General features: G+C 45.4%; 18 protein-coding genes. 7 read left to right on the top strand and 11 right to left on the bottom strand.

Going from position 1 to position 22,219, the window contains the following annotated elements:
* Position 1 precedes the first annotated feature (1 nt).
* From AAA943_RS07440 to AAA943_RS07430, 3 genes are read left to right on the top strand one after another with little or no spacing between them, the layout of a single operon-like run.
* Positions 2–1,051 carry a hemin-degrading factor gene (locus AAA943_RS07440; RefSeq protein ID WP_338223600.1) on the top strand — a complete coding sequence of 350 codons (1,050 nt, stop codon included), beginning with the start codon at positions 2–4 and terminating at the stop codon, positions 1,049–1,051.
* Positions 1,052–1,092: 41 nt separating this feature from the next.
* Positions 1,093–3,396: a TonB-dependent receptor gene (locus AAA943_RS07435; RefSeq protein ID WP_338223599.1), complete on the top strand. Its 2,304-nt coding sequence runs from the start codon at positions 1,093–1,095 to the stop codon at positions 3,394–3,396.
* 18 nt (positions 3,397–3,414) lie between these two features.
* Positions 3,415–4,020: an HmuY family protein gene (locus AAA943_RS07430; protein WP_338223598.1), complete on the top strand. Its 606-nt coding sequence runs from the start codon at positions 3,415–3,417 to the stop codon at positions 4,018–4,020.
* A gap of 53 nt (positions 4,021–4,073) precedes the next feature.
* Here the strand turns inward: AAA943_RS07430 and AAA943_RS07425 are convergent, their stop codons facing one another.
* Positions 4,074–4,562, bottom strand: coding sequence for a C40 family peptidase (locus tag AAA943_RS07425; protein WP_338223597.1), 489 nt, complete (start codon positions 4,560–4,562; stop codon positions 4,074–4,076).
* A 158-nt stretch (positions 4,563–4,720) separates the two neighbouring features.
* Here AAA943_RS07425 and AAA943_RS07420 point away from each other — a divergent pair, with 158 nt between their 5' ends.
* Together AAA943_RS07420 and AAA943_RS07415 are read left to right on the top strand one after the other, a co-directional pair.
* Positions 4,721–6,070 carry an MBL fold metallo-hydrolase gene (locus AAA943_RS07420; RefSeq protein WP_338223596.1) on the top strand — a complete coding sequence of 450 codons (1,350 nt, stop codon included), beginning with the start codon at positions 4,721–4,723 and terminating at the stop codon, positions 6,068–6,070.
* 271 nt (positions 6,071–6,341) lie between these two features.
* Positions 6,342–6,581, top strand: a complete 240-nt coding sequence (locus AAA943_RS07415) for a hypothetical protein (RefSeq protein WP_338220695.1) — start codon at positions 6,342–6,344, stop codon at positions 6,579–6,581.
* On the opposite strand, the gene AAA943_RS07410 is transcribed toward AAA943_RS07415, so the two are convergent.
* Together AAA943_RS07410 and AAA943_RS07405 are read right to left on the bottom strand one after the other, a co-directional pair.
* On the bottom strand, positions 6,578–7,282 hold the full coding sequence (locus AAA943_RS07410) for a hypothetical protein (protein ID WP_338223595.1): 705 nt from the start codon (positions 7,280–7,282) through the stop codon (positions 6,578–6,580). The two genes, AAA943_RS07415 and AAA943_RS07410, sit on opposite strands and share 4 nt — an antisense overlap.
* Before the next feature lie 120 nt (positions 7,283–7,402).
* The gene (locus tag AAA943_RS07405) at positions 7,403–9,538 is read right to left on the bottom strand and encodes a S9 family peptidase (protein ID WP_338223759.1); all 2,136 of its coding nucleotides are present in this window, start codon (positions 9,536–9,538) and stop codon (positions 7,403–7,405) included.
* Positions 9,539–9,715: 177 nt separating this feature from the next.
* On the opposite strand from AAA943_RS07405, the gene AAA943_RS07400 reads away from it, so the two are divergent.
* Positions 9,716–10,705 (top strand): D-alanine--D-alanine ligase, encoded by a 990-nt coding sequence (locus AAA943_RS07400; protein WP_338223594.1) that lies wholly within the window; start codon positions 9,716–9,718, stop codon positions 10,703–10,705.
* 130 nt (positions 10,706–10,835) lie between these two features.
* Here AAA943_RS07400 and AAA943_RS07395 read toward each other — a convergent pair whose 3' ends face one another.
* From AAA943_RS07395 to AAA943_RS07380, 4 genes are read right to left on the bottom strand one after another with little or no spacing between them, the layout of a single operon-like run.
* Positions 10,836–11,774 carry a rhomboid family intramembrane serine protease gene (locus tag AAA943_RS07395; protein ID WP_338220698.1) on the bottom strand — a complete coding sequence of 313 codons (939 nt, stop codon included), beginning with the start codon at positions 11,772–11,774 and terminating at the stop codon, positions 10,836–10,838.
* 1 nt (position 11,775) lies between these two features.
* Positions 11,776–12,567 (bottom strand): rhomboid family intramembrane serine protease, encoded by a 792-nt coding sequence (locus AAA943_RS07390; RefSeq protein ID WP_338223593.1) that lies wholly within the window; start codon positions 12,565–12,567, stop codon positions 11,776–11,778.
* Position 12,568: 1 nt separating this feature from the next.
* On the bottom strand, positions 12,569–14,413 hold the full coding sequence (mutL, locus tag AAA943_RS07385; RefSeq protein WP_338223592.1) for a DNA mismatch repair endonuclease MutL: 1,845 nt from the start codon (positions 14,411–14,413) through the stop codon (positions 12,569–12,571).
* Positions 14,410–14,808, bottom strand: a complete 399-nt coding sequence (locus AAA943_RS07380; protein ID WP_338223591.1) for a hypothetical protein — start codon at positions 14,806–14,808, stop codon at positions 14,410–14,412. The genes mutL and AAA943_RS07380 overlap by 4 nt, the downstream gene beginning before the upstream one ends.
* Before the next feature lie 346 nt (positions 14,809–15,154).
* Between AAA943_RS07380 and AAA943_RS07375 the strand changes: the two genes are divergently transcribed.
* Positions 15,155–18,097: a serine hydrolase domain-containing protein gene (locus tag AAA943_RS07375; RefSeq protein WP_338223590.1), complete on the top strand. Its 2,943-nt coding sequence runs from the start codon at positions 15,155–15,157 to the stop codon at positions 18,095–18,097.
* 40 nt (positions 18,098–18,137) lie between these two features.
* On the opposite strand, the gene AAA943_RS07370 is transcribed toward AAA943_RS07375, so the two are convergent.
* The 4 genes from AAA943_RS07370 to AAA943_RS07355 form a co-directional block, all read right to left on the bottom strand.
* Complete coding sequence (locus AAA943_RS07370; RefSeq protein ID WP_338223589.1) at positions 18,138–18,608, bottom strand: hypothetical protein; 471 nt, start codon at positions 18,606–18,608, stop codon at positions 18,138–18,140.
* Between the two features lie 208 nt (positions 18,609–18,816).
* Entirely contained in the window at positions 18,817–20,748 is a 1,932-nt protein-coding gene (locus tag AAA943_RS07365; protein ID WP_338223588.1) for a CHU_0125 family OmpA-like outer membrane integrity protein, read from the bottom strand.
* 39 nt (positions 20,749–20,787) lie between these two features.
* On the bottom strand, positions 20,788–21,276 hold the full coding sequence (locus AAA943_RS07360) for a hypothetical protein (protein WP_338223587.1): 489 nt from the start codon (positions 21,274–21,276) through the stop codon (positions 20,788–20,790).
* A 76-nt stretch (positions 21,277–21,352) separates the two neighbouring features.
* Complete coding sequence (locus tag AAA943_RS07355) at positions 21,353–22,144, bottom strand: (Fe-S)-binding protein (protein WP_338223586.1); 792 nt, start codon at positions 22,142–22,144, stop codon at positions 21,353–21,355.
* Positions 22,145–22,219: the final 75 nt, after the last annotated feature.

Raw genomic sequence — 22,219 nt, 5'->3', positions numbered from 1 at the left:
TATGGAAACAGCATTCATCACCACCTCCAGCCTAAAAAATGCCTGGGAAGAGCTGAAAGCAAAAGAACCTCAGCTGAGAATCAGAGACGCAGCCCAAAAGCTAGGCGTATCCGAAGCGGAACTCTTGGCTACCGGAATGGGCGATAATGTCATCCGTCTGAAAGAAGACTTTGTAGATCAGGTGCAGAAGTTTCCCAAGTTGGGAAAAGTCATGTCCCTGACCCGGAATGAGGGATGCGTGCTGGAGCACAAAGGCACTTTTCAAAAAATAGACATCATGCAGGCTGGGCCACAGCAGATTGGGACTGTAATTGGGCCGATAGAGCAGCGGGTATTTTTTGGGGCGTGGAAGTTTGGCTTTGCCGTATCCAACGACACCCCAAGAGGACCTCAAAATAGCCTTCAGTATTTTGACAAAGAGGGCAATGCCGTAATGAAGGTTTTCTTCCAGGAAGAAACCAATCTGGAATTTGCAGAGCTTTTCCTCAAAGATCATCAGGCGGAGGAACAGAGCCCCGTACTGGTTTTGGAGTCTTTTCCAGCCAAAGAATACATCAGCAGAGAAGAATTGGATGAAGCCTCATTTACATCGGATTGGGAAAACATGAAGGATACCCATGATTTCTTTGGCATGCTTCGCAAATACAAGCTCAACCGACTGAATGCGGTAGAATGGATCGACGACAAGTGGGCATACGAAGTGGATAGGCTTTCCACTCGTAAAATCTTGGAATCAGCTTCAGAGACTCAGCTTCCCATCATGATTTTTGCCGGAAATATGGGGAATATTCAAATCCATCAGGGCAAAGTCAACTCCATCCGAATGATGGGAGACTGGCTGAATGTGATGGATCCTGAGTTTAATATGCATCTGAATGAAAGAGAAATCGCCAGAGCTTTTGTGGTCCATAAGAATACCACGGAAGGATTGGTTTCAGCTTTGGAGCTTTTCGATAAAGATGGGGAAATGGTGGCCCAATTCTTCGGCCTGAGAAAACCGGGAATTCCCCAAAAGCCCGAGTGGAAAGCCATCCTTGACCGTTTGAATTGATCAAACAAGCGGAGATTGATCTCCGCTTAAATTTTGACTTTATGTTTAGAATTAATCCAAATAAAATTAAACTGTTGCTTTTTCTTCTTTCCTTATTCGTCGGCTATGCTTGGGCTGGAGATGGGGCAAAGAAAATTTTGGATCCTCAAGGAAATCCCATTCCGCATGCCTTGGTAAAGGTAAGTGGCTCGGCTCCCATTTCTGTAAATGAAAGTGGGGAGATTGATGCTCTTCCCGTCATCGAGGGTGAAATTGTAGTCTTTGCCTTGGGCTTTGAGACTAAAAAACTCAGCACGGAAGAATGGAGGCAGGCAGACGCGGTAGTTTTGAAAGAAAAAACCGGATCCTTGCAGGAGGTAGTTGTGGCTGCCACCCGGACTGACCGCACAGTGGAAGACCTTCCAATGCCCGTCACTGTCCTCAATTCGGAGAAAATCCAGCAAACAGGAGGGTTAAGGCTTTCTGAAGTTTTGCGCGAGCAGACCGGCCTTCAGATCACCTCAGACCATGGGGCAGGCTTGCAAATGCAAGGATTGGATTCGGATTATATTTTGATTCTGCTTGACGGCGAACCATTGATCGGCCGGACTGCAGGTACCTTTGACTTGGACAGAATCTCCGTTTCCTCAATCGAGCGGATAGAAATTCTACGTGGCCCTTCCAGCGCTATTTATGGAAGCGAGGCAATGGCCGGAGTAATCAATATCATTACCAAGCCTGTCGATGAGCAAACTCAGCTGGACTTGGGCTTGAGATTCCGCTCCTTCAATACCTGGAATCCTTATGCGGAAGTGGGTATCGGAAACGAAAAATGGTCTGCCAAAATCCTCTATGATTATTTCTCTACCGATGGATTTGATCTCACTCCAGAGACTGTAGGACAGACCCAAAACCCCTACCAAGCCCAAACGGCCCAAGTGAAACTAGGAGGAAAAATCAGTGAAAAATTTGATCTGAATTTGTTTCTCAGAGGCTATTCTGAAAGTTCCTCCGGTGAAATGCAGACTTCCGGACCGACCCCTGAATTGTTGGAAATGGATAATTCCCGAAAGGATTTCAATTTCAACCCAACATTCAGGTATAGACCAAATGAAAACCTTCTTTTTACCCTCAGAGGGATGACTTCATGGTTTTCCACCCTTTCTGATACCCGATTCCAGAGGGACGGTAGCGCCTTTGATTTTCAGGAATTCAATCAATTCTATCACCGCACAGAACTGCAAACTGACTGGCAGGCCAATTCAAGGAATCTGTTCACACTGGGGATGGGGCATTTGGTAGAAACCGTAGAAGCTACCCGATACGATGGTCTCAATCGTTTTGACGCAGGCTACTTTTTCCTACAGCATCAATGGGATCCTCATGTCAAAGTCAATTTGGTGACCGGTTTGAGGGCTGATTTTCACAGTCAGTATGGCAACAGACTTAGTCCCAAGATTTCCGGACAGTATAAGTTTTCTGAAAAATTCAGCTGGCAGGCTTCTTTTGGAGCAGGCTTTAAGGCTCCGGATTTCCGCCAGCTGCTCTTGAACTTCAACAATGCTGCCTCTGGCTATTATGTCTTTGGAGCATTGCTGGCTGAGGAGGGAATTCAGCGACTTCAGGACCAGGGATTGGTGGCTAGAGTCCTGATTCAGCCGGAGACCTTGGGGAATTTGACCGCGGAGACGTCCTTGGCTTTGAATACAGGATTTCGATTGAAACCGGATGCAAAGTGGCTGATCCAAGTCAATGCCTACAGAAATGCCATTGACAACCTCATCGAAACAGCTCCGATTGCTCAGTTGGTCTCCGGTCAGAACGCTTTTTCCTACTTCAATATCCGACAAGTGGTCACCCAAGGTGTGGAGACCGATATCAGCTACCAGGTTTCACCGCATCTTAGTCTGAGCTTGGGCTATGCTTTTCTGGACTCCTATGACAAAGATGCCCTGGACCGGATTGATGCTGGGGAGGTCTTCAAACGAGACAGCCAAAACCGAACCACCCGAGTGGAAAGAGCAGATTATGGAGGCTTATTCAACCGAAGCCGACATAGTGGAAATTTCAAGATCAATTACCGGGAAAACTGGACCGGGACAGACTGGGCGCTTCGTGCTATTTACAGGGGGCGATTTGGTTTTGCCGACCTAAACGGTAATCTCATTCTGGACGATGACCGAGAATATGCCGACGGCTGGGTTAGCCTTAACCTCACGGTGACCAAAACCCTTTCCTCAGGGATTTTCCTGGAGGTGGGAGCAACAAATATCCTGGGCACTCTGACTCCACAACAACCCAACAATCCCGGAAGAGTGCTTTTCGCCGGGCTTAGAATTCCTTTTGCAAACCTTATTCAAAAATAAATCAAACCTAAATTATAAATGAAAACGCTAGTAAAACCGCTATTTCTACTCCTATCCCTTGGATTCTTTTCTGCTTGTAATGAAGATACCCCAGAGCCAGTAGTCCCCTTGGAAGCTGTACTGGTTGAAGATCTTGCAGCACCTAATGATGTGATCGACCGTGTGACAGGTCAGGTGACCGAGGAGAGACCTTTTCAGTATTTCAGCCTCGAGACCAATTCTCTTGTCAGTGAATCCGAAGACTGGGATTTGGCATTTAAGGGGACCACAATTCGTGTCAACGCATCAAAAGACGTAAAAGCCTCCATCGTAACAGGCATCTTCGAGGAGATCAACATTGTGCCTTCTTCCGCTGTGTTTACAACAGATACGGAAAGCACCTTTGCCATTCCTACCGGCAGTGGAAGTGGATGGTACAATTACAACCCAGCCACCTTTACCGTGACTCCTATTCCAGGACGCGTGATTTTAGTGCAGACTGCGGCCGGCAATTATTCCAAAATTGAGATTTTGAGTTACTATAAAGGAAATCCTCCTGTTGCGGAAATCAACCCCATGACTACTCCAAGTGCACATTACACCTTCAGATATGTGCTTCAAGCCAATGGATCCATGAATTTCTGAGTTTGGATAGATTTTTTCAACTGGGTAAAAGAGAGCACTTCGGTGCTCTTTTTTTACTCCAAAATCCTTGTAGCAAACAGGAATGCCTTTTTCCAATAAGAATTACTCAGGTAATCCTCGGTGACTCCCAAGGAGGTGGAAGCATGAATAAAGCGGATGTCATTTTTATCTGCTTCTGTGACGATCCCTGAGTGTGATACCTGATTTTTCCTCTTTCCGGTGGCGAAAAAAAGCAAATCTCCCGGCTGCACTTCCTGAATTTTGATCTTTTGGCCGACTTTGCTTTGATCGGCAGACATCCGAGGGAGATTGATGCCGACCGAGTAGTAGGCATGAAATACCAAGGCTGAACAATCCATTCCTGCCCGGGTAGTCCCTCCGAACTTGTAAGGAGTACCCCGGTAGGATTTGGCGGTTTGGATCACGGTGAATGCAGGACTTTCCTCGGCAATCCTCTTTTTTGATTTGCAGGAAAAGGCCAACACCGCGACCAAGAATAGAAAAAGGGAAGTTCGGGAGGGAGAAAAATTCTTGGATTTCAAGGGAATTAGTTTTAATTGATTCAAGTTTACCTCACCAAGGATTAATTTTCAAGAGATTCTCGGGGGAACATGGATTTTTCTTAAGTGATATCCATCACCGAATCCGATTTTTGTCATGATTTACCTTTGTACTATCAAAACAGAAAATGTACAAGACTATGAATATCAAACAGTTTTATGATGAAGGCCTAGCGCACGCTAGCTATGCTATCCTATCTGAAGGAAAAGTAGCGCTGGTAGACCCAGGAAGAAATCCCCAGCAGTATTATGACTTTGCAGAGGAAAGCGATGCCCAGATCGTGGCAGTCATCGAGACTCATCCGCATGCGGATTTTGTAAGTTCACATTTGGAATTCCACAAGAATGAAGGAGCTACCATCTACGTCTCCAAAATGGTTGGGGCTGAGTATCCTCATACAGGATTTGATGAAGGAGATTCCTTCCAAATGGGAAAAGTGACTTTCCACGCTCTTCACACCCCAGGTCACTCACCGGATTCGATCAGCATCTTGTTGAAGGATGAAATTGGAAAAGATCACGCCTTGTTTTCCGGTGATACTTTATTTATCGGTGACGTCGGACGTCCCGATTTGAGAGAAAAAGCCGGGAATATGACCGCTCAGCGCGAGGAATTGGCTCGGATGATGTACCACACGGTTCAGAATAAGCTGAAGCCGCTTGCAGATGATATCCTAGTATTCCCTGCACATGGTGCCGGATCGCTTTGTGGGAAAAACCTCAGCGATGCCCGTCAGTCTACCATCGGTGAGCAGCGTGCTACCAACTGGGCTTTCTCTGATTTGGACGAAAAGACCTTTATGGATTCCCTGCTTCAGGGACAGCCATACATCCCCAAGTACTTTGGCTATGATGTGGATATGAACAAAAAAGGGGCTCCTGCATATCAGCGTTCCCTTTCTCAGGTAAGTATTTGGCCGGAAGGATCTACCCTTCCTGAGGGGGCTTTGGTCATCGATGCCAGAAAGAATGAGCAATTTGTAAAAGGGCATATCCCAGGAGCGATCCATATCATGAATGGCGGCAAATTTGAAACTTGGTTAGGATCCATTGTTGGTCCTGAAGAAAAGTTTTTCCTAGTGGCTGATTCCGCTGCAGAATTGGAAATTTTGATCACCAAATCTGCTAAAATCGGCTATGAGCAATTGATCAAAGGTGCAGTAGTCAATCCTGATGGCATGACCGAAAAAGGAACCTCCTTTGATGTAGAAGCTTTCAAGGCAAATCCTGAGGCTTACACCGTTGTGGATATCCGTAGCCGGGATGAGCATGCAAACTCACCCATTTTCGAAGGATCCTTGAATATTCCACTTCAGGAATTGAGAGAAAGAGCAAAAGAAATTCCTACCCAAAAGCCAGTATTGATTCATTGTGCTGGTGGATATCGTTCGGCGGCAGGTTCAAGCATCGTTGCTGGAGCATTGGATAGTGCAGAAGTTTTGGATTTCAGTGAAGCGATCAAGGACTTTCAAGTGCCTGTGGCTCACTAAGGAGAAAAGTTGGAAATCACCTCAAAGAGGCTGTCTCAAAAGTGAAATTTGTTACATTGAGCGAAGTCGAAATGTCGTCCGGAAAGCTGGAAATGGCCTTTGACTCCTGTCACCCTGAGCACTTGAGAGACGAGAGTCTCGAAATCGAAGGGTCAGGCTGACAACGAAACGATTTTTGAGACAGCCTCTTTTTTGATGCTTGGCCATAGATTTTTTGAAAAAAAGCCAACCAAAATGGGTATTTTCAAGTCTTTCTCTGAAATGCCAATCCATGAGCCGGGAAGAATTCAGTCAGTTGCCTCTCTTTCAAAAGATCAAAACCCTCTATATGGAGGGTACTTTTGTGGTGGGCATCCGCTACTACCGGCACAAAGTCAATCTGTATCTGCTGGAAGATGAATACGTGGAAGTTTTTTACAATCACAAGGAAGATAAAATCGACAAGATCGACTTTTTGCCGAGAGATCACAGTCGGATGAAATTCTATCTGGATCAGATTAAGATTGGCTAATCAAATTTTTCCAATTCTCCCTGATAAAAATCCTCCCGGTATCTAAATCTACCCACGCCTTTCAAATTGCCTTCTTGAATCTCTACTGTTGGGTCAGTGGATTTCATGGGAAGATCAAATTCCAGAACGACCTCGATTTTTCTTACATCTTGTCCAGAAAGATTCTTCACCAGACCTTCCTCCACCGCTAAAATCCGGATTTTCCCACCTTTTTTTGGAAAAAAGTTATCCGTTAAGTAGGCATAATACTTTTCCTGATTTGCTACATCTATTCTAAATTGATCGAAACTGGTATAATTGGGGTCAGAATCAGCTTTTGATTTTTCAGCCAGAAAAACCTCTACTAAATCCTCATAGGGATAATAGGTATTGAATAAGTTCACTATATCCTGAAATGGGACATTTTCACCTCTAGGGATATCATCTGGGAGGGGTTGAGATGGGGTTTCCAGCCCAATAGACCATTTATGATCAAATGTTCTGATATCAAAAAAATGGTAGCCCTGAAATTTCCCATTGATTCCCAAACTCCCACTTCCATTCCCAGATCGAATATTCGTAGTTCCAAAAATACTTCCATCAGGCAAAGTCCCCTCAAAACCCACTTCTTCAAGAAGGTTTTCAGGCTCTTCATTGTCTTGGCAAGAGAAAAAAAGTAAGCATAAAAGGAGAGCTGGCAAAATTTTCAAAGCGTTTTTCATAAAGGTTGATTTTGGTTAGTAAAAGTGTTTTTAGTCCAGACGAATGATTTTCAACTTTTGCTACAACAAAAAACCGCAGAACTTTCATCCTGCGGTTTTTTATTCTGAATTGGGAAGTTTTTACAATTTTCTCTTCAGGAAATCTGTCATTTGGGTATACAGATGCCAAGTGGTATTTCCCCCATAAATCCCATGGTTTCTGTTTGGATAGTAAAAGGTTTCAAACTGCTTGTCTGCTTTGATCAAGGCATCGACTAGATCCACGGAGTTCTGGAAATGGACATTGTCATCCCCTGTGCCATGAATCAGCAGGAAGTTTCCTTTTAGTTTGTTCACATGAGTGATCGGGCTGTTATCATCGTAACCCGCCGGATTGAGCTGGGGAGTCTGCAGGTATCGCTCGGTATAGATTGTGTCGTAGTATCTCCAAGTGGTGACCGGAGCCACGGCGATAGCGGTTTTGAACACGTCATTTCCGATCATCAGGGAAAGCGAGGACATGTAACCTCCGTATGACCAACCCCAGATTCCGATTCGGGAAGGATCTACAAAAGGCATTTTTGCAAAATACTTGGCCCCTTCAATCTGATCGATAGTTTCAAGCTTCCCTAGGTTGGCATAAGTAGAATGCTTGAAATCACGACCACGGGCTCCGGTGCCTCGATTGTCTACACAGGCCACGATAATTCCCTCTGCTGCCAAGGCCTGATGCCAGAAGTCGCGGGTTCCTCCCCAGGAATTCAGGACATTCTGAGAACCAGGACCTCCATAGACATACATCAGCACAGGATATTTCTTGTTCGGATCAAAGTCTGCCGGCTTGATGATATAGCCATTCAGCTCAGTGCCATCTACAGTTGGGAAGGTGAAAAATTCTTTTTTACCCAAAGCAAAACCAGCCAAACGATCCTTCAAGGCCTGATTGTCTTCCAAAACTTTCAGTTCTTTTCCAGCGGCATCATTTAAAGTCACCTTGACGGGAGTATCCAAAGTCGAATAATAATCAATGAAAAACTTGTGGTCCGGACTCATGTTGATGGTGTGGCTACCCTTGGCAGGAGTCAGGATTTTCTTGCCTTTACCGTCCAGATTGATCACATAGAAATTTCGCTCCAGTGGGGATGCTTCCGTGGAGATGAAGTAAAGTTTTTTCGCTTTTTCATCGATTCCCACCATAGAAGTCACTTCCCAGTTGCCGGAAGTGATCTGACGAATAAGAGATCCATCCAGATTGTGATGGTAAATATGCTTGAAGCCGTCCTGCTCGGAAGTACGGATAAAGGTCTTTCCATCGCTGAGGTATTGAAGATCGTCGTTGTAGTCCAAGTCCACATAGGTTTTGGCGGTCTCAGAGACGATGAGCTTGCTTTCTCCAGTGCTCGCATTGGCATGAAACAGGTCCAGCTGATTTTGCAGGCGATTCATTCGGATAAAGGCCAAGGTGTTGGCATCCTGTGTCCAGTAGATTCTTGGCAGGTAGATATCCGTTTCAGTTCCAGCATCGACTTTCTGGGTTTGGGCAGTTGCCAAATCATAGACATGAATGCTGACGATGGAATTTTTTTCTCCTGCTTTAGGGTATTTGAATTTGTAATCCTGAGGATAGAGTGGCCCCCAAAGCTGCATATTGAATTCGGGTACTTGGGTCTCGTCAAATCGGATAAAGGCGATCTTTTTGCCGTCTGGAGACCATTTGAAAGCCTGAGCCATGGAAAATTCCTCTTCATACACCCAGTCTGCCGCTCCGTTGATGATTTTGTTCCATTCCCCGTCGGAGGTGATTTGAGTGAGTTTGTTGCTGGCCAATTCGACCATAAACAGGTTGTTGTTTTGGACAAAAGCTACCTTGTCATTATCTGGAGAAAGAGTGGCGTAGGAGATTTTCTCTCCGTTCATCAGTTGTTGCTTTTCTCCTGTGGCCAAATCCACCACATAGAAAACCCCCTTGGAGGATCGGCGGTAGATGGATTCCACGTCTGTGGCGATCAGAGCCTTGGATTCATCCGCATTGAAGGAGTAGCTGGAAAAATTCACACCCAACTTCGCGCCATCCAAAAGAACTCCGGCTTCCTCACCGGTGGCCAGATTGATTTTAACTACCGCAGGAGCTCCGCTACGCTGTACGAGCGAACTGTAAAATTGCCCGTCTTTCATCCAGTTGATTCCATTGACGGACTTTTGGCTGAAGGTTCCTTTTTTGAAGACGTCTTCGAGCGTTACTTTTTTCAGGCTTTGCGCCTGAGTACTCAGAGCCATTCCGATCATCGCTATCCAAGCCAGGCTGAGCACTTTCCAACTTCTAATCATATTTTCTTGATTTGGGTAAAATTCTTTTCTGAAACGTGGGCGAATATATAAAACGCTCCGAGTCATTGGAAACCCTTGGAGGGTAAACGGAAAATTAGCTATTTCGTACTTAGATTTTTCCCCGCTATGAAGAAGAAAATTGCCTTGGTTACCGGAGGCTTCACCGGTGAATCCGTCATTTCGCTTAAAAGTGCCGCTGTCGTCGAAAAGACCATCGATCGTGATCGGTATGATGTCTACAAGATTCTGATTTACCCCGGAGATTGGCATTTTATCTGTGCCTCTGGGGAGAAGATTCCAGTGGACTTGAATGACTTCAGTATCTCTATCGGGGATGAAAAGGTCAAGTTTGACGGAGTGTTCAATATTCTTCACGGCTCTCCCGGAGAAGATGGGAAGTTGGCCGGCTACTTTGATATGTTGGGCATCCCATACACCACTTGCGATCAGCTGACCTCGGCTATCACGATGAACAAGGGCTATACCAAAGCCATTGTGCAGGATATTCCTGAGCTGAACGTGGCCAAATCCATTCAGCTTTTTGAAAATACTCCTGGAAATTCAGCAAAGATTGAGGCTGAGCTTACCCTGCCACTCTTTATCAAACCCAACAACGGAGGAAGCTCCATAGGGATGAGTAAGGTAAAAACGTGGGAAGAGCTGCCTGAGGCCTTGGAAAAGGCTTTCGCAGAGGACAAGCAGGTGCTCGTGGAGGAGTTTGTAAGCGGAAGAGAGTTTTCAATTGGGGTTTTCAAAGGAAAAGGGGAGATCACCGTTTTGCCGGCTACGGAGATCGTAAGCAGCAAGGAATTCTTCGATTACGAGGCCAAGTACATTCCCGGAGTGACGGAGGAAATCACCCCCGGTCGGATGAGTGAAGAGGAAGTGGAGCGAGTCGGCCGGATCGTATCCCAAGTCTATGAGAAGCTGAACTGCAAAGGAGCAGTGCGTATTGATTATTTTCTACAGCACGAGACGGGGAAGTTTTATTTCATCGAAATCAATACGGTACCTGGACAAACCGAAACCAGCTTAATTTCCCAGCAGGTTCGGGCAATTGGGATGGAAGTGCGGGAGTTTTACAACCAGTTGATTGAGGAGATGTTTGAAAAATAATACAGTAGAAATACAATAGAAATACAATAGAAATACAGTAAAAATACCTCCTTGCTAAATGTAGCAGACCAATACTATTTCTACTGTATTTCCCGGAGCAAAGCGGAGTGTATTTCTATCTGTTTCTGATTTACTTTTTACTAAACTCAAAAAGCTTCCTTTTTTCTTCTTTGCTCAGCGCATCGTAGCCTTTCTCGGCGATTTTGTCCAGGATTCGGTCGATTTCTTCCTGAGTGGTTTCTGTCGACTTGCTTACCGGACTTGATTTTTGGGAACTTCCAAACCCGGCAAATCCTCCGGAATTGGTAGTTGTTTTGGCTTTGCGGTAGCTTACTTTGACTTTGCTTCTTCTTCCGGAGAGGAGGTTTTCAAAGAAAATACCCACTTTCTGCACGGGTTTGCCCCAATCATTTCCTTTGCGAAGCTGCACTACATAGAGGTAGCCCAAAAGCGCACCGCCCAAGTGAGCAATTTCCCCTCCGGCATTGGCTCCGATGGAGTTGGCAAAGGAAAGGATCACGTAAAAAGCGGCGATGTAAACGATTTTAACCGGCCCGATCAGAATCAGGAAAAATGTGGTATTCGGAGCCAATGTAGCGGCCCCCACCACCACTCCAAATACTCCGGCACTAGCCCCCAGCATCATGGAAGAACTCACCGAGTCATTGAAATAGGGAGAAAGATTATAGATCAACACGTAGAAAATCGCCCCAAACAAACCGCCCAGGATGTATAGATTGGCCAGCTTTCGGCTTCCCAAATACTGATGGACCACCATTCCAAACCAATACAGAAATAGCATATTGAAAAGGATGTGGAATACCCCTTCGTGTAAGAACATGTAGGTAAGTGGTGTCCAAGGCTGGAAAGCCAATTTCTCCAAAGAGGCAGGCATCATCAGCCAGCTTAAGCCAGCTCGATAGAGTTCGCCCAAGCCTCCGATGGTGAGAATCACCCGGCTGATCAGCAAAGCAAAAAACACAATCAAATTGATGGCAATCAGCTTATAAAGGCTGTTGTCGCTGTGCCGGAAGGCATTTCTCAGATTTTCCCAAAAGCTACCGTACATATCAATAGAAGCTGTTTCTGTCTTTTTTCCAATTGTAAACCAAGGCCGCCCCAATGATCAGACCGCTCAGGTGTGCGAAATGGGCCACATTATCCGTGGGATTATTGATCATAACGCTGTATATCGTATATACGGCATAAGCCCCCACCAGATACTTGGCCTTGATGGGCATCGGTGGAAAGAGCAAAAAGAGCTGAGTATTGGGGAAAAGCATCCCAAAAGCAATCAAAATTCCAAACAATGCTCCAGAAGCTCCGACCATGGGCTGATTCACATTTAAGCGCAAAATGGCCTGAAGGGTTTTTTCTGCCCGCTCAATGTAGATTGGATCCTCTGGATTACGGCTAAAGGCATCGACGAATTCAAATACCTCCGGGGAGAAGTATCCTCGGTTTTGCACAACAAGTTTATTGAAGTATTCCGGATCGGGGTTGGCTTCAAAGGTCAAAACTTTGCTTTCCAGTGACTTGTATTGATACACACTGTATCCCGTGTAAAGGACACCGGCACCCACTCCACAGACCATCCAGAGGGTAAACAGTTTTTTGGGACCCAGAAACTGTTCTAAAAGGGGGCCAAATATCAGAAGGCCAAACATGTTGCTGAACAAATGCCAGAAATCAGCATGCATAAACATGTAAGTCAAAAACTGAAAGGGTTTGAAATATTCACTTTGGATATTGAACAGGGCAAACCATTGGTTAAGGACTGGTAAAACAAAACTCGCCACCAAGAAGACAACCACGTTGATCAGGAGGAGATTTTGGACTACCGGTGTGATGTTTCTGAACATGTTATTTTCCGAAAAAAGAATGTATGCTATTTAAATCCAATTTGACAAAAGTTTTGTTCCCTGCCGGCGAATAGTTTGGATTTTGGCAGGCAAAAAGCTGCCCAACCAGATTTTCCATTTCCTGGGGATTGAGTTTTTGTCCTTTCTTGATCGATGATCTACGGGAAAGTGAGCGCGCAAGGTTTTCTCTTTTGTCCAGAGAGAGCTCATTTTTGAAATTTTTAAACTGCTCGAGAAGTCCTTCGAAAAGGTCCTTTTCATTTTTTACCGTCACATCTGCAGGCACACCTTGGATCAAAAAGGTGTCTTTTCCAAAAGGCTCCACCATAAATCCCAAACTGTGCAATTCTTCCACCATGTCCATCACCAAGGCATAATCCGAAGGATTTAGCTGGATTGTGGCAGGAAAAAGACACTGCTGAGAGGCTCCTTTGGCTGTTTGGATATTTTTCAGATATCGCTCATAGAGTATCCGCTCATGCGCTGACTGCTGATCGAGGATCATCAATCCGGTCGACATCTGGGCCACGATGTAGCTCTGCTCCACCTGAAAGGTAGTGCCGGTGGATTCAGTTTCCTCTGGTACGATCATAAATCGAGGCTCATCCATGGAGGCCCGGCTGGGGAAAGTCAGGATTTCTGTTTCCTCTTCGCCTTTGGGTTGGCTGGGGATGTTTTGGGAAGGTAAGTTTCCTTCAAAAAGACGCTCCCAGCCAGAAACTGATGATTTTTTGAATTCAGGAGTATTGAAGGTCTTGTAGCTGTATTCCCGGTCTACCTGCACTTTCTTCTCAGGATCTTTGGTCCAGTTTTCCTGGAAGTTCACATCCAAACTGAAATCCAGGGAAGGGGCCACGTGATGAGCACCCAAGGCCTGTTTGACCGCGGAGCGAATCACTGCATACACAGTCCGCTCATCGTCAAATTTGATTTCCGTCTTGGTGGGATGCACATTGATATCGATATGTGCCGGGTCAATGTCCAAAAAGAGCACATAGAACGGATGCTGATCGGCTTGAATCAACCCCTCAAAAGCTGAACTGACCGCATGGCTCAGATAGGAGCTTTTGATGTAGCGGTTGTTGACAAAGAAAAACTGCTCTCCCCGGGTTTTTTTGGCGCTTTCAGGTTTGCCAATATACCCTTTGACATTGAGATGGGGGGTGAGTTCTTCACAAGGAACAAGCTGACCCTGATAGGATTTGCCAAAAAGGCCCACAATCCGCTGACTGAGTTTGCCACTCGGAAGGTTGTACGTTTCCAAATCCTGCTGATACAGGGTAAAAGCTACCTCTGGATAAGATAAAGCCACTCTTTGGAACTCTTCCACCAGGTGCCTCATCTCCACTGGATTGGATTTGAGGAAATTTCTTCGGGCAGGAACATTGAAAAACAGGTTTCGCATCGAGATCGATGTACCAACAGGGACTGCAACGGGTTCCTGTTTTTTGACCTCCGAGCCGTCGATCTGGATCAGGGTACCCAGTTCGGAATCTGCCTGCCGTGTTTTCATTTCCACTTGGGCCACAGCAGCTATGGAGGCCAAAGCCTCTCCACGGAAGCCAAAGGTTCGAATGGCAAAGAGATCTTGAGAAGTTCGGATTTTGGAGGTAGCATGCCGCTCAAAACTCATGCGGGCATCTGTCGGGGACATGCCTTTCCCATTGTCAATGACTTGGACTAGCTGCTTACCCGCATCCTTGATGATGACCTGAACGTGTGTTGCCCCGGCGTCAATCGCATTTTCCAAAAGCTCTTTGAGTGCTGAGGAGGGTCGTTGGACTACTTCTCCTGCAGCAATCTGGTTGGCAATGGCATCCGGAAGCAGCTGGATGACATTGTTCATCTTTTGCCTTGCTTTTTGATTCTGAAGAAAAAGTAAACTGCACCTACTATCACTGCTCCATAAGTGAGGTAGGTGAATATTTCTGGGCCGATGTAAATGTATCCAAAAGAAGCTGCAATCAACCCAAAAAAGATGATTGTGCGGATCATAGCAGTAGAGCTGAAAAGATTGGTGTCTCTCTGCTTGATACCTCTATAGTTGGAGAATGACCCGCGAATGCCAGCGCCATAACCCATTGGGTTTTCGTCATCACCACTAATCAGCCCTTCTTCTTTAAGTTCTTGTTTGATTCTGGAAGTTCTTTCCTCTATTTCTTCCTTTACGGGATCGTAGTATCTGGGCTTGATATCAAATCTCTGTGGAGAGGAGGTTCTGAATATGGAAGGAAATTTCATCGGGGTCTTATTTAATTCGGCAAAAGGCAATTTCATCTGTGCCTTTTTACCTTGGATTTGAAGTTAAGTCCGTTCTTTCAAAACTGGGCAAAATTTGGAAGGCCGCATTCCTTTACACGTATCTTTTTCTCCAATACCTTAAATTTTGTTTATCCCATCCGTCCATGGGTCAGATTTTACTGGACATTAGCAGGGATTTCTCAGCTTTCTTACCCAAACTTTATTAACTTGAAATTTGCGTAGGCAGTCTGCGTTGTTGATTCAAAGGTTGAGAAGGATTTCTCCCTTTTCTTTAGTATCAACACAAATTTACTTCAAAAGTTAAGGAATTAAAATCATGTATGGGATGAGAAAGAAGCCTTGGATGCTTCTCAGCTTTTTGTTGATTATGGGCCTGTTTTCTTCCGCAAGGATTGATCTTTTTGTGGCCAATGAAGATCCTCTTCTCAGTACAGACCGCTCTCTTCAGCTTTCTTGGGTAGATAGCGTGTTCAATGCGCTGACTTTTGACGAACGTCTGGGACAGCTGTTCATGGTCGCTGCCTATTCCAATAAGGATCAAAAGCATGTGGATGAGATCAGCAATCTAATCAAATCAGAAAACCTGGGAGGTTTGATTTTTTTTCAGGGAGGTCCCAATAGGCAAGCCCGATTGACCAATTACTATCAAGCTCAGGCAAAAACCCCACTTTTTATTGCCATGGATGCGGAGTGGGGTGTGGGGATGCGACTGGATTCGGTGCTGAATTTTCCCAAAGCAATGACTTTGGGGGCCGTGCAGGATGATCAGCTGATTTATGAGATGGGAAAGCAGATTGCCCTGCAATTCAAGGAACTGGGCATGCACATCAACTTTGCCCCGGTGGTGGATGTAAATTCCAATCCAAATAATCCGGTCATAGGCTATCGGGCTTTTGGTGAAAACAAAGACTTGGTGACCCGACAGGCTTTAGCCTACATGAAGGGCCTTCAGGACCACGGGGTCATCGCCAATGCCAAGCACTTTCCGGGTCACGGAGATACGGAAACTGACAGTCACCACACCCTTCCGGTCATTAAGCATGCAGAAAATCGAATCTGGAATGTGGACCTTTATCCTTATCAGGAGCTATTCAGGGAAAATCTGATGTCTGTCATGGTCGCCCATCTTGATGTGCCAAGTCTGAATCAAGGCACCAGCGTGCCCACTAGCCTTTCCAAGCCTGTGGTCACTGACTTGCTCCAAAAGCGGATGAATTTTCAGGGATTGGTCTTCACGGATGCCTTGAACATGAGAGGAGTAGCCGTGTCCAACAGACCCGGAGAAGTGGATGTCAAGGCCCTTTTGGCGGGAAACGATGTACTTTTATATTCTCAGGATGTACCCAAAGCCAAAATCCTGATCAAGGAAGCGGTCAGTCAAGGACTGATTTCAGAAGCAGAAATCAACAGAAGAGTAAAGAAAATTCTCAAGGCAAAATATTGGGCAGGTCTGCACAAAAGAAAACCTATTGATACCCACAAAATCGCCGAGCGCTTAAATCCAACTGATTCAAAGGTAGTCTTGGAGAAGTTGTATGCAGATGCCTTCACGGTGACTTCCAACAAAGGGGATCTTTTGCCTTTCAAGCAGCTGGATATGAAGACCTTTGCCAGTCTGACCATTGGCGATCCCGGTGAAAAATTCTCCCAATACCTGAATAAATACACCAAAGTAGAGCACTTTTCGGTGGGGAAAGCCGCTACTCAATCCGAGCACTATGCCCTGATGAAAAAGCTGGAGGATTTTGATGTGGTCATCGTGGGACTCATGGGCGTCACCAACAGTCCCAATCGGGCATTCGGCATCGCTCCCATGGACATTCAGCTAATCAAAGCCTTGGAAAAAAGGCAAAAGGTAGTCACCGTACTATTTGGGAATGCCTATGCTGCTACAGCTGTCCAGGGAATGGGAAATGTGGTTCTTGCCTACGAAAACAATGACATGACGCAAATGCTGGCACCTCAGCTTCTCTTTGGAGGTCGTCCCGGCAAAGGAATTCTTCCGGTAAGTGTCAGTGGAGGGTATTCCCAAGGAGTGGGAGGCTTTCTTCCGGGTTTGGAGAAGTTGTCTTACGGGTTGCCTGAAAGTGTGGGGCTCAGTAGTGAAAAACTTGACCGGATAGATGAAGTTGCCCAAAGAATGATCAAAATCCAAGCCGCACCAGGAGCCAATGTGCTGGTAGTAAAGGATGGAAAAGTGGTCTTCGAAAGATCTTACGGATACTTGGATTACAAAAGAACAGCCCGTGTAACCTCGAATACGGTGTATGATTTGGCATCCATCACCAAGGTACTCGCTACCACTCAGGCGGCCATGTTTTTGGAAAGCAGGGGAGAGCTGGATATGGATAAAACCTTGGGCTATTACCTTCCTGAGCTGAGAGGGACTAACAAGGCCAATCTGGTGCTGAAAAATGTGATGGCTCATGAAGCAGGACTGAAGGCATTTATTCCTCACTATGTGAAAACGGTAGAGGGAGGCCAATGGAGGTCTGAGTACTACAAACCTGCATCCGAACCGGGATTTTCGCGCCCAGTGTCCAATGATATGTTTGCAAGGGATGGATTGAGGGACAGTATTTGGAACTGGACCGTCAAGTCAGACTTGCTTCCCAAGCCGGTGAAATATGTTTATTCAGACCTCACCATGTACTTCATGCAGGCAGTCATCGAGCGGATAGTGAATCAGCCATTGGATGAATTTTTAGTTCAAAACTTCTACGAACCTTTGGGCCTGCATACGCTTACCTTTAATCCAGCCAACAAAATGCCCATCACGTCTATTGCTCCGACGGAGAATGATGTGGCTTTCAGAAAAAGACAGGTGCAAGGCTTTGTCCACGATCCAGGAGCAGCCATGTTTGGTGGAGTAGCCGGGCATGCAGGATTATTCGGTACGGCCAATGATCTGGCAGTGATGATGCAGCTGATGCTCAATCAGGGTAAATATGGGGATGTCACACTGATTCGCCCGCAGACTGTAAAAGAGTTTACCAAAAGGCAATCCAATATGAGCCGAAGAGGATGGGGATGGGATAAGCCCGAACCGGAGGCTGGAAAGGGAGGTTCTGCGGGGAAATTAGCTCCCAAATCCACCTTTGGTCATACCGGATTTACCGGAACTTGTGTTTGGGCAGATCCTGAAAATGACCTGATTTATGTTTTCCTCTCCAATCGCGTCTATCCAGATGCCAATAACAATAAGCTTCTTTCAGAAGGAATCCGGACTGAGATTCATGATTTGATCTACGAGGCGATGGAGAATTAATCTGAATTTGTCTCTTTTTGAAAATATTAATTTGAGAAGATCAATGTTGTTCGATCCAAAATTCGTACGAAATGCTGTCGGGACTGAATTTAATGACAAGAGAATTGGGGTCAATTGTTGACCACCCCACTGGATAAAACATTAGAGTGTCAGGCTGCCCATTTCTCAAAAACCATTCATTGTAATTCTTTTGTGCTTTTTCTCGGTTTTCCGGTTTGAAGTTTTCCGGATTGGAAAGAGAAAGAGAATCAGGAAATTCAATTCCTTTAGGAATTCTAATTTCAATTTTTTCTCTACTTGGAGGGCCTAACAAGCCTAGGATTGAATCTCTATTAATCCCAGGCTTTAAATAATTTTCCAATAAATCCTGTGTCATTCTTGAACGAGGATTGTGTCGCTCTGTCTCGCTATTGTTTGACATCCATACCGATTTTTCAAATTTTTCAGGGGTAAAATTACCCGAGCAGCTAAATAGGATCAGAAATAAAGCAAAACCTGCAAATAATCTCATGAGTATTCTTGTTGTTAAAAAAACCGGGGTTTGGATTAATTAAAATAGTTCAGGACTTAAAGGCGGACTTTCAATTAAGATTTACAGCGTAATAAATAATAAGTTTGAAAATTGCTTATTTTTTGTCCAAAAAATCGTAGAGATCTTTTTAAAAGGAACTTTTAAAAAAATCAAAAGCACCTCTTTCGAAGTGCTTTTGAATCTAATTTTATTCCTTGATTTCAATCACCTTAAACTCGGTCCTTCGGTTGACTTGATGTTCTTCCTCAGTTTGGGCGTCTTTGATGATCAACTGGCTTTCTCCATAGCCTTTGGCCACCAATCGATCCGCCGCTATCCCTTTGGAGACTATGTAATCAACGGCGCTTTGAGCTCTTCTCTGAGAAAGATCCAAATTGTAGGCATCGCTGGAGCGGGCATCAGTATGTGAACTAAGTTCGATTCGGATGCTTGGATTGTCAGCAAGGATTTTGACCAGTTTATCCAATTCGATGGCGGCATCAGGTCGGATATCAGCTTTATCCAGATCGTAGTAGATATTTTCCAAGACAATGGACTTCTCCAGAATTAACTGATCCAGATAAATGGTCGTGTCCAAAGTCACGTTGGTCACATCCTGAATCAGCGTAGTCGGATCAGGAGTTTTTCCCTTTGTCGTATAGGGGATTGATTTGGAGAAATATCCACTTTTGGAAGCAATGATGGTATAGTCCGATTCGGGTGCCATGGTAAACCTTACTCGCCCGTTCGCATTGGAGAAGTCTCCTCCTTGCTGTTTGTTGTCTGAGCCATACAGAACTATTCGGGTCTGAGGGATTGGGCTGTCCGAACCATCTCCTTTGGTTTCTTTAGCAAATACATTTAGGAGGACATTGACAATTTTTGGTTTGGGCGTCTTGTCCTCAAAGAAGTAAATATCATCATCTCCCACACCGCCTTCTCTATTGGATGAGATGAACCCAGCTTTGGGATATTCGGTGAAGAAAATGCCAAAATCATCGTCTTTGGTATTGAAGTTTTCACCCAGGTTTTTGATGACCTGAGATCCGTTTTCGTCTTTTTCAGCCACAAAAAGATCCAGTTTTCCATATCCGGGATGGCCATCGGAAGAAAAGAAAAATTTTCCGTCAGGAGCCAGTCTTGGGAAAAGTTCATTTCCTGGAGTATTGATGGTAGGGCCGAGGTTGACAGCATTTCCAAAATCTCCATTGGCCAATTTGGTGGCTTTATAAAGATCAATGCCTCCATATCCTCCCGGTCTGTTTGAAGCAAAGTATAATTCGGAACCATCCGGACTGAAAGCCGGAGTGGAATTCCACCAGAATTCATCTTCATTTACCGGCATCCAAATCGGCTGAGTAAAGCCCGAACCTCTGAAATAAGACACAAAAAGGGCGTTTTCGGGAAGGTCTTTTGGGGAGGTAGAATTGCCCCGGCTGTAGATAATGGTATTGCCATCGGGACTGATTGCGATGGCTCCTTGGTTCAGGCCTTCCTCATTTCTGAATTCTGGAAGAGCTTGAATTGATCCTACATCTACTCTGAGTCCTTCTGCGCGGGTTCGAAACAGCTTGGTGTATGGAGTCCCTGTGGCGGGATAAATTCCTGAGGCCTGTCTGCCTGCAGTAAAGTAAAGGAAGTTTTCGCTCACGACGGGGCTGTAATCCGGTCCAGGGGTATTCAGTTCTTGATAGTTGACCAAGACATGGTTAGGCCAATAGTCTTCAATGCCTTCGGCTAGTTTGATGGATTCGATTTCCCGTTGGGTTCTTGCCAAAAGTGCTTCATCAGCGGTGTATTGCTTGGCTGATTCAAAGGCTTGTTTGGCTTCTTCGTTTTTCTGTTGGGCTTTCAAGCTTTGGGCTAGGAAAAAGTAATGATTGAAAGAAGGTTCTTGCTCTACCAGTTGCCGATAATAGGGCTCTGATTTTTCGATCCGGTTGGAGAGGCGATAGCTCTCTGCTACCACTTGGTTAGCTCGGAAATCCGTGAAATCCTGCTCCAATATTCCCCCAAAGGTATTGATGGCATATTGATATTGTCCTGAGAGAAACTGATCGTTGCCTTTTTCCAACAAACTTTTACAACCTCCCAACAGGAGGGTGAAAAGAAGAGAAATTGATAAAAAATTATATTTCATGGATTTCAAATGCATGTTCGGGCTCTGAATAATACAAATTTAATTCGGAAAATATTTGTTCAGCCAGCTATTTCGGACAGGCAGCCAGAGTTGGTGAAGATCGGCTTTGGTTTGGACCAGTGGATTGATCACTTCCTGTTCAAGGGTGACTTGTCCTTCTTGTACTTTGCCCTTCAGTCCCAAAGCCGGAAAAACATACCTCCCACCCTCCGGACCTTTCAGCGTAACTTTGCCCTGATCGGTCAGGTTGATTCCCAAAATAGATTCCAATTCCCGAAGCACCCTCACCGAGCTGTCAATGGAGCATCCGCTGGTACCCAATTGGCTTTCATCTACTGCCAAAATCAAGATTTGCCGGTCTAGGATTTGAAAGGAGGTCGGCATAGGGTTTCCGTGCGTGTTCCAGCCTTCGCAAAATTGTGTCATTTTTTGCTTCAGGATTTCATTTTCCTGGGGATTCAATGTTCTATCGGACTGATAAACCCATACTCGTGAGTGTCCTGGCAGCTGATCAAATGGAATGTACATGGTGTTTTGTTTGGTCAAAGAAAAACCCTTTCTGCATAACGGCAAAAAGGGTCGAATTGATTCAATACGATCAATCTTATATGCCCATGTCCTTGGCAATCATCTCGGCAAGATCATAGACTTTCACATCATTTTCCTTTTCCTTGTTTTTGACCCCATCGGTCATCATGGTCAGGCAAAAAGGACATCCTACGGCTATGGCCTGGGCTCCGGTAGCCAAAGCCTCTTCGGTTCGCTCGATGTTGATGTCTTTTTTTCCCGGCTCAGGTTCCTTAAACATTTGTGCTCCTCCGGCACCGCAGCAGAGTCCTTTGGTACGGCAGCGCTTCATTTCTACCAGTTCTACATCGAGGGCTTTGATTACCTCTCTGGGAGCTTCGTAGACGTCATTGGCTCTTCCCAAATAGCAGGAATCATGGAAGGTGATTTTCTTTCCTTTGAACTCCCCTCCTCCTTGCAGCCTTACTTTTCCTTCATTGATCAGCTGCTGGAGAAACTGGGAATGGTGGATCACCTCATAGTTTCCGCCCAAAGCGGGGTATTCATTTTTGATGGTGTTAAAGCAATGCGGGCAGGCAGTAACGACTTTTTTCACTTCATAGCCATTCATTACCTGAATATTTGCAACTGCTTGCATCTGGAAAAGAAATTCATTTCCGGCACGTCGCGCAGGATCTCCGGTGCAGGTTTCTTCCGGACCCAAGACAGCAAAGCTGACTCCCACTCTGTTGAGAATTTTGACGAAAGCCTGAGTGACAGCCTTATATCTCTCATCAAACGAGCCTGCGCAGCCCACCCAAAACAAAACCTCGGGAGATTGGCCACTGGCGGCCATTTCGGCCATGGTTGGAACTTTGTATGTTGACATTTTTCAGATTTTATACATTAGACACAAGAAGCTAGAAACCAATGGCGAGAGACAAAGTCATCATCGGACATCGGG

This window comes from Algoriphagus confluentis, from assembly GCF_036245625.1.
GTDB lineage: Bacteria > Bacteroidota > Bacteroidia > Cytophagales > Cyclobacteriaceae > Algoriphagus > Algoriphagus confluentis.
This window is presented reverse-complemented; position numbering and strand designations above follow the sequence as displayed.

What these genes read in the sequence shown, in the direction of transcription:
- AAA943_RS07440 (WP_338223600.1), top strand. Translation starts at nt 2, where the DNA reads ATGGAAACAGCATTCATCACCACCTCCAGCCTAAAAAATGCCTGGGAA.
- AAA943_RS07435 (WP_338223599.1), top strand. Translation starts at nt 1,093, where the DNA reads ATGTTTAGAATTAATCCAAATAAAATTAAACTGTTGCTTTTTCTTCTT.
- AAA943_RS07430 (WP_338223598.1), top strand. Translation starts at nt 3,415, where the DNA reads ATGAAAACGCTAGTAAAACCGCTATTTCTACTCCTATCCCTTGGATTC.
- AAA943_RS07420 (WP_338223596.1), top strand. Translation starts at nt 4,721, where the DNA reads ATGAATATCAAACAGTTTTATGATGAAGGCCTAGCGCACGCTAGCTAT.
- AAA943_RS07415 (WP_338220695.1), top strand. Translation starts at nt 6,342, where the DNA reads ATGAGCCGGGAAGAATTCAGTCAGTTGCCTCTCTTTCAAAAGATCAAA.
- AAA943_RS07410 (WP_338223595.1), bottom strand. Translation starts at nt 7,282, where the DNA reads ATGAAAAACGCTTTGAAAATTTTGCCAGCTCTCCTTTTATGCTTACTT.
- AAA943_RS07405 (WP_338223759.1), bottom strand. Translation starts at nt 9,538, where the DNA reads ATGGCTCTGAGTACTCAGGCGCAAAGCCTGAAAAAAGTAACGCTCGAA.
- AAA943_RS07400 (WP_338223594.1), top strand. Translation starts at nt 9,716, where the DNA reads ATGAAGAAGAAAATTGCCTTGGTTACCGGAGGCTTCACCGGTGAATCC.
- AAA943_RS07395 (WP_338220698.1), bottom strand. Translation starts at nt 11,774, where the DNA reads ATGTACGGTAGCTTTTGGGAAAATCTGAGAAATGCCTTCCGGCACAGC.
- AAA943_RS07390 (WP_338223593.1), bottom strand. Translation starts at nt 12,567, where the DNA reads ATGTTCAGAAACATCACACCGGTAGTCCAAAATCTCCTCCTGATCAAC.
- mutL (WP_338223592.1), bottom strand. Translation starts at nt 14,413, where the DNA reads ATGAACAATGTCATCCAGCTGCTTCCGGATGCCATTGCCAACCAGATT.
- AAA943_RS07380 (WP_338223591.1), bottom strand. Translation starts at nt 14,808, where the DNA reads ATGAAATTTCCTTCCATATTCAGAACCTCCTCTCCACAGAGATTTGAT.
- AAA943_RS07375 (WP_338223590.1), top strand. Translation starts at nt 15,155, where the DNA reads ATGAGAAAGAAGCCTTGGATGCTTCTCAGCTTTTTGTTGATTATGGGC.
- AAA943_RS07370 (WP_338223589.1), bottom strand. Translation starts at nt 18,608, where the DNA reads ATGAGATTATTTGCAGGTTTTGCTTTATTTCTGATCCTATTTAGCTGC.
- AAA943_RS07365 (WP_338223588.1), bottom strand. Translation starts at nt 20,748, where the DNA reads ATGAAATATAATTTTTTATCAATTTCTCTTCTTTTCACCCTCCTGTTG.
- AAA943_RS07360 (WP_338223587.1), bottom strand. Translation starts at nt 21,276, where the DNA reads ATGTACATTCCATTTGATCAGCTGCCAGGACACTCACGAGTATGGGTT.
- AAA943_RS07355 (WP_338223586.1), bottom strand. Translation starts at nt 22,144, where the DNA reads ATGTCAACATACAAAGTTCCAACCATGGCCGAAATGGCCGCCAGTGGC.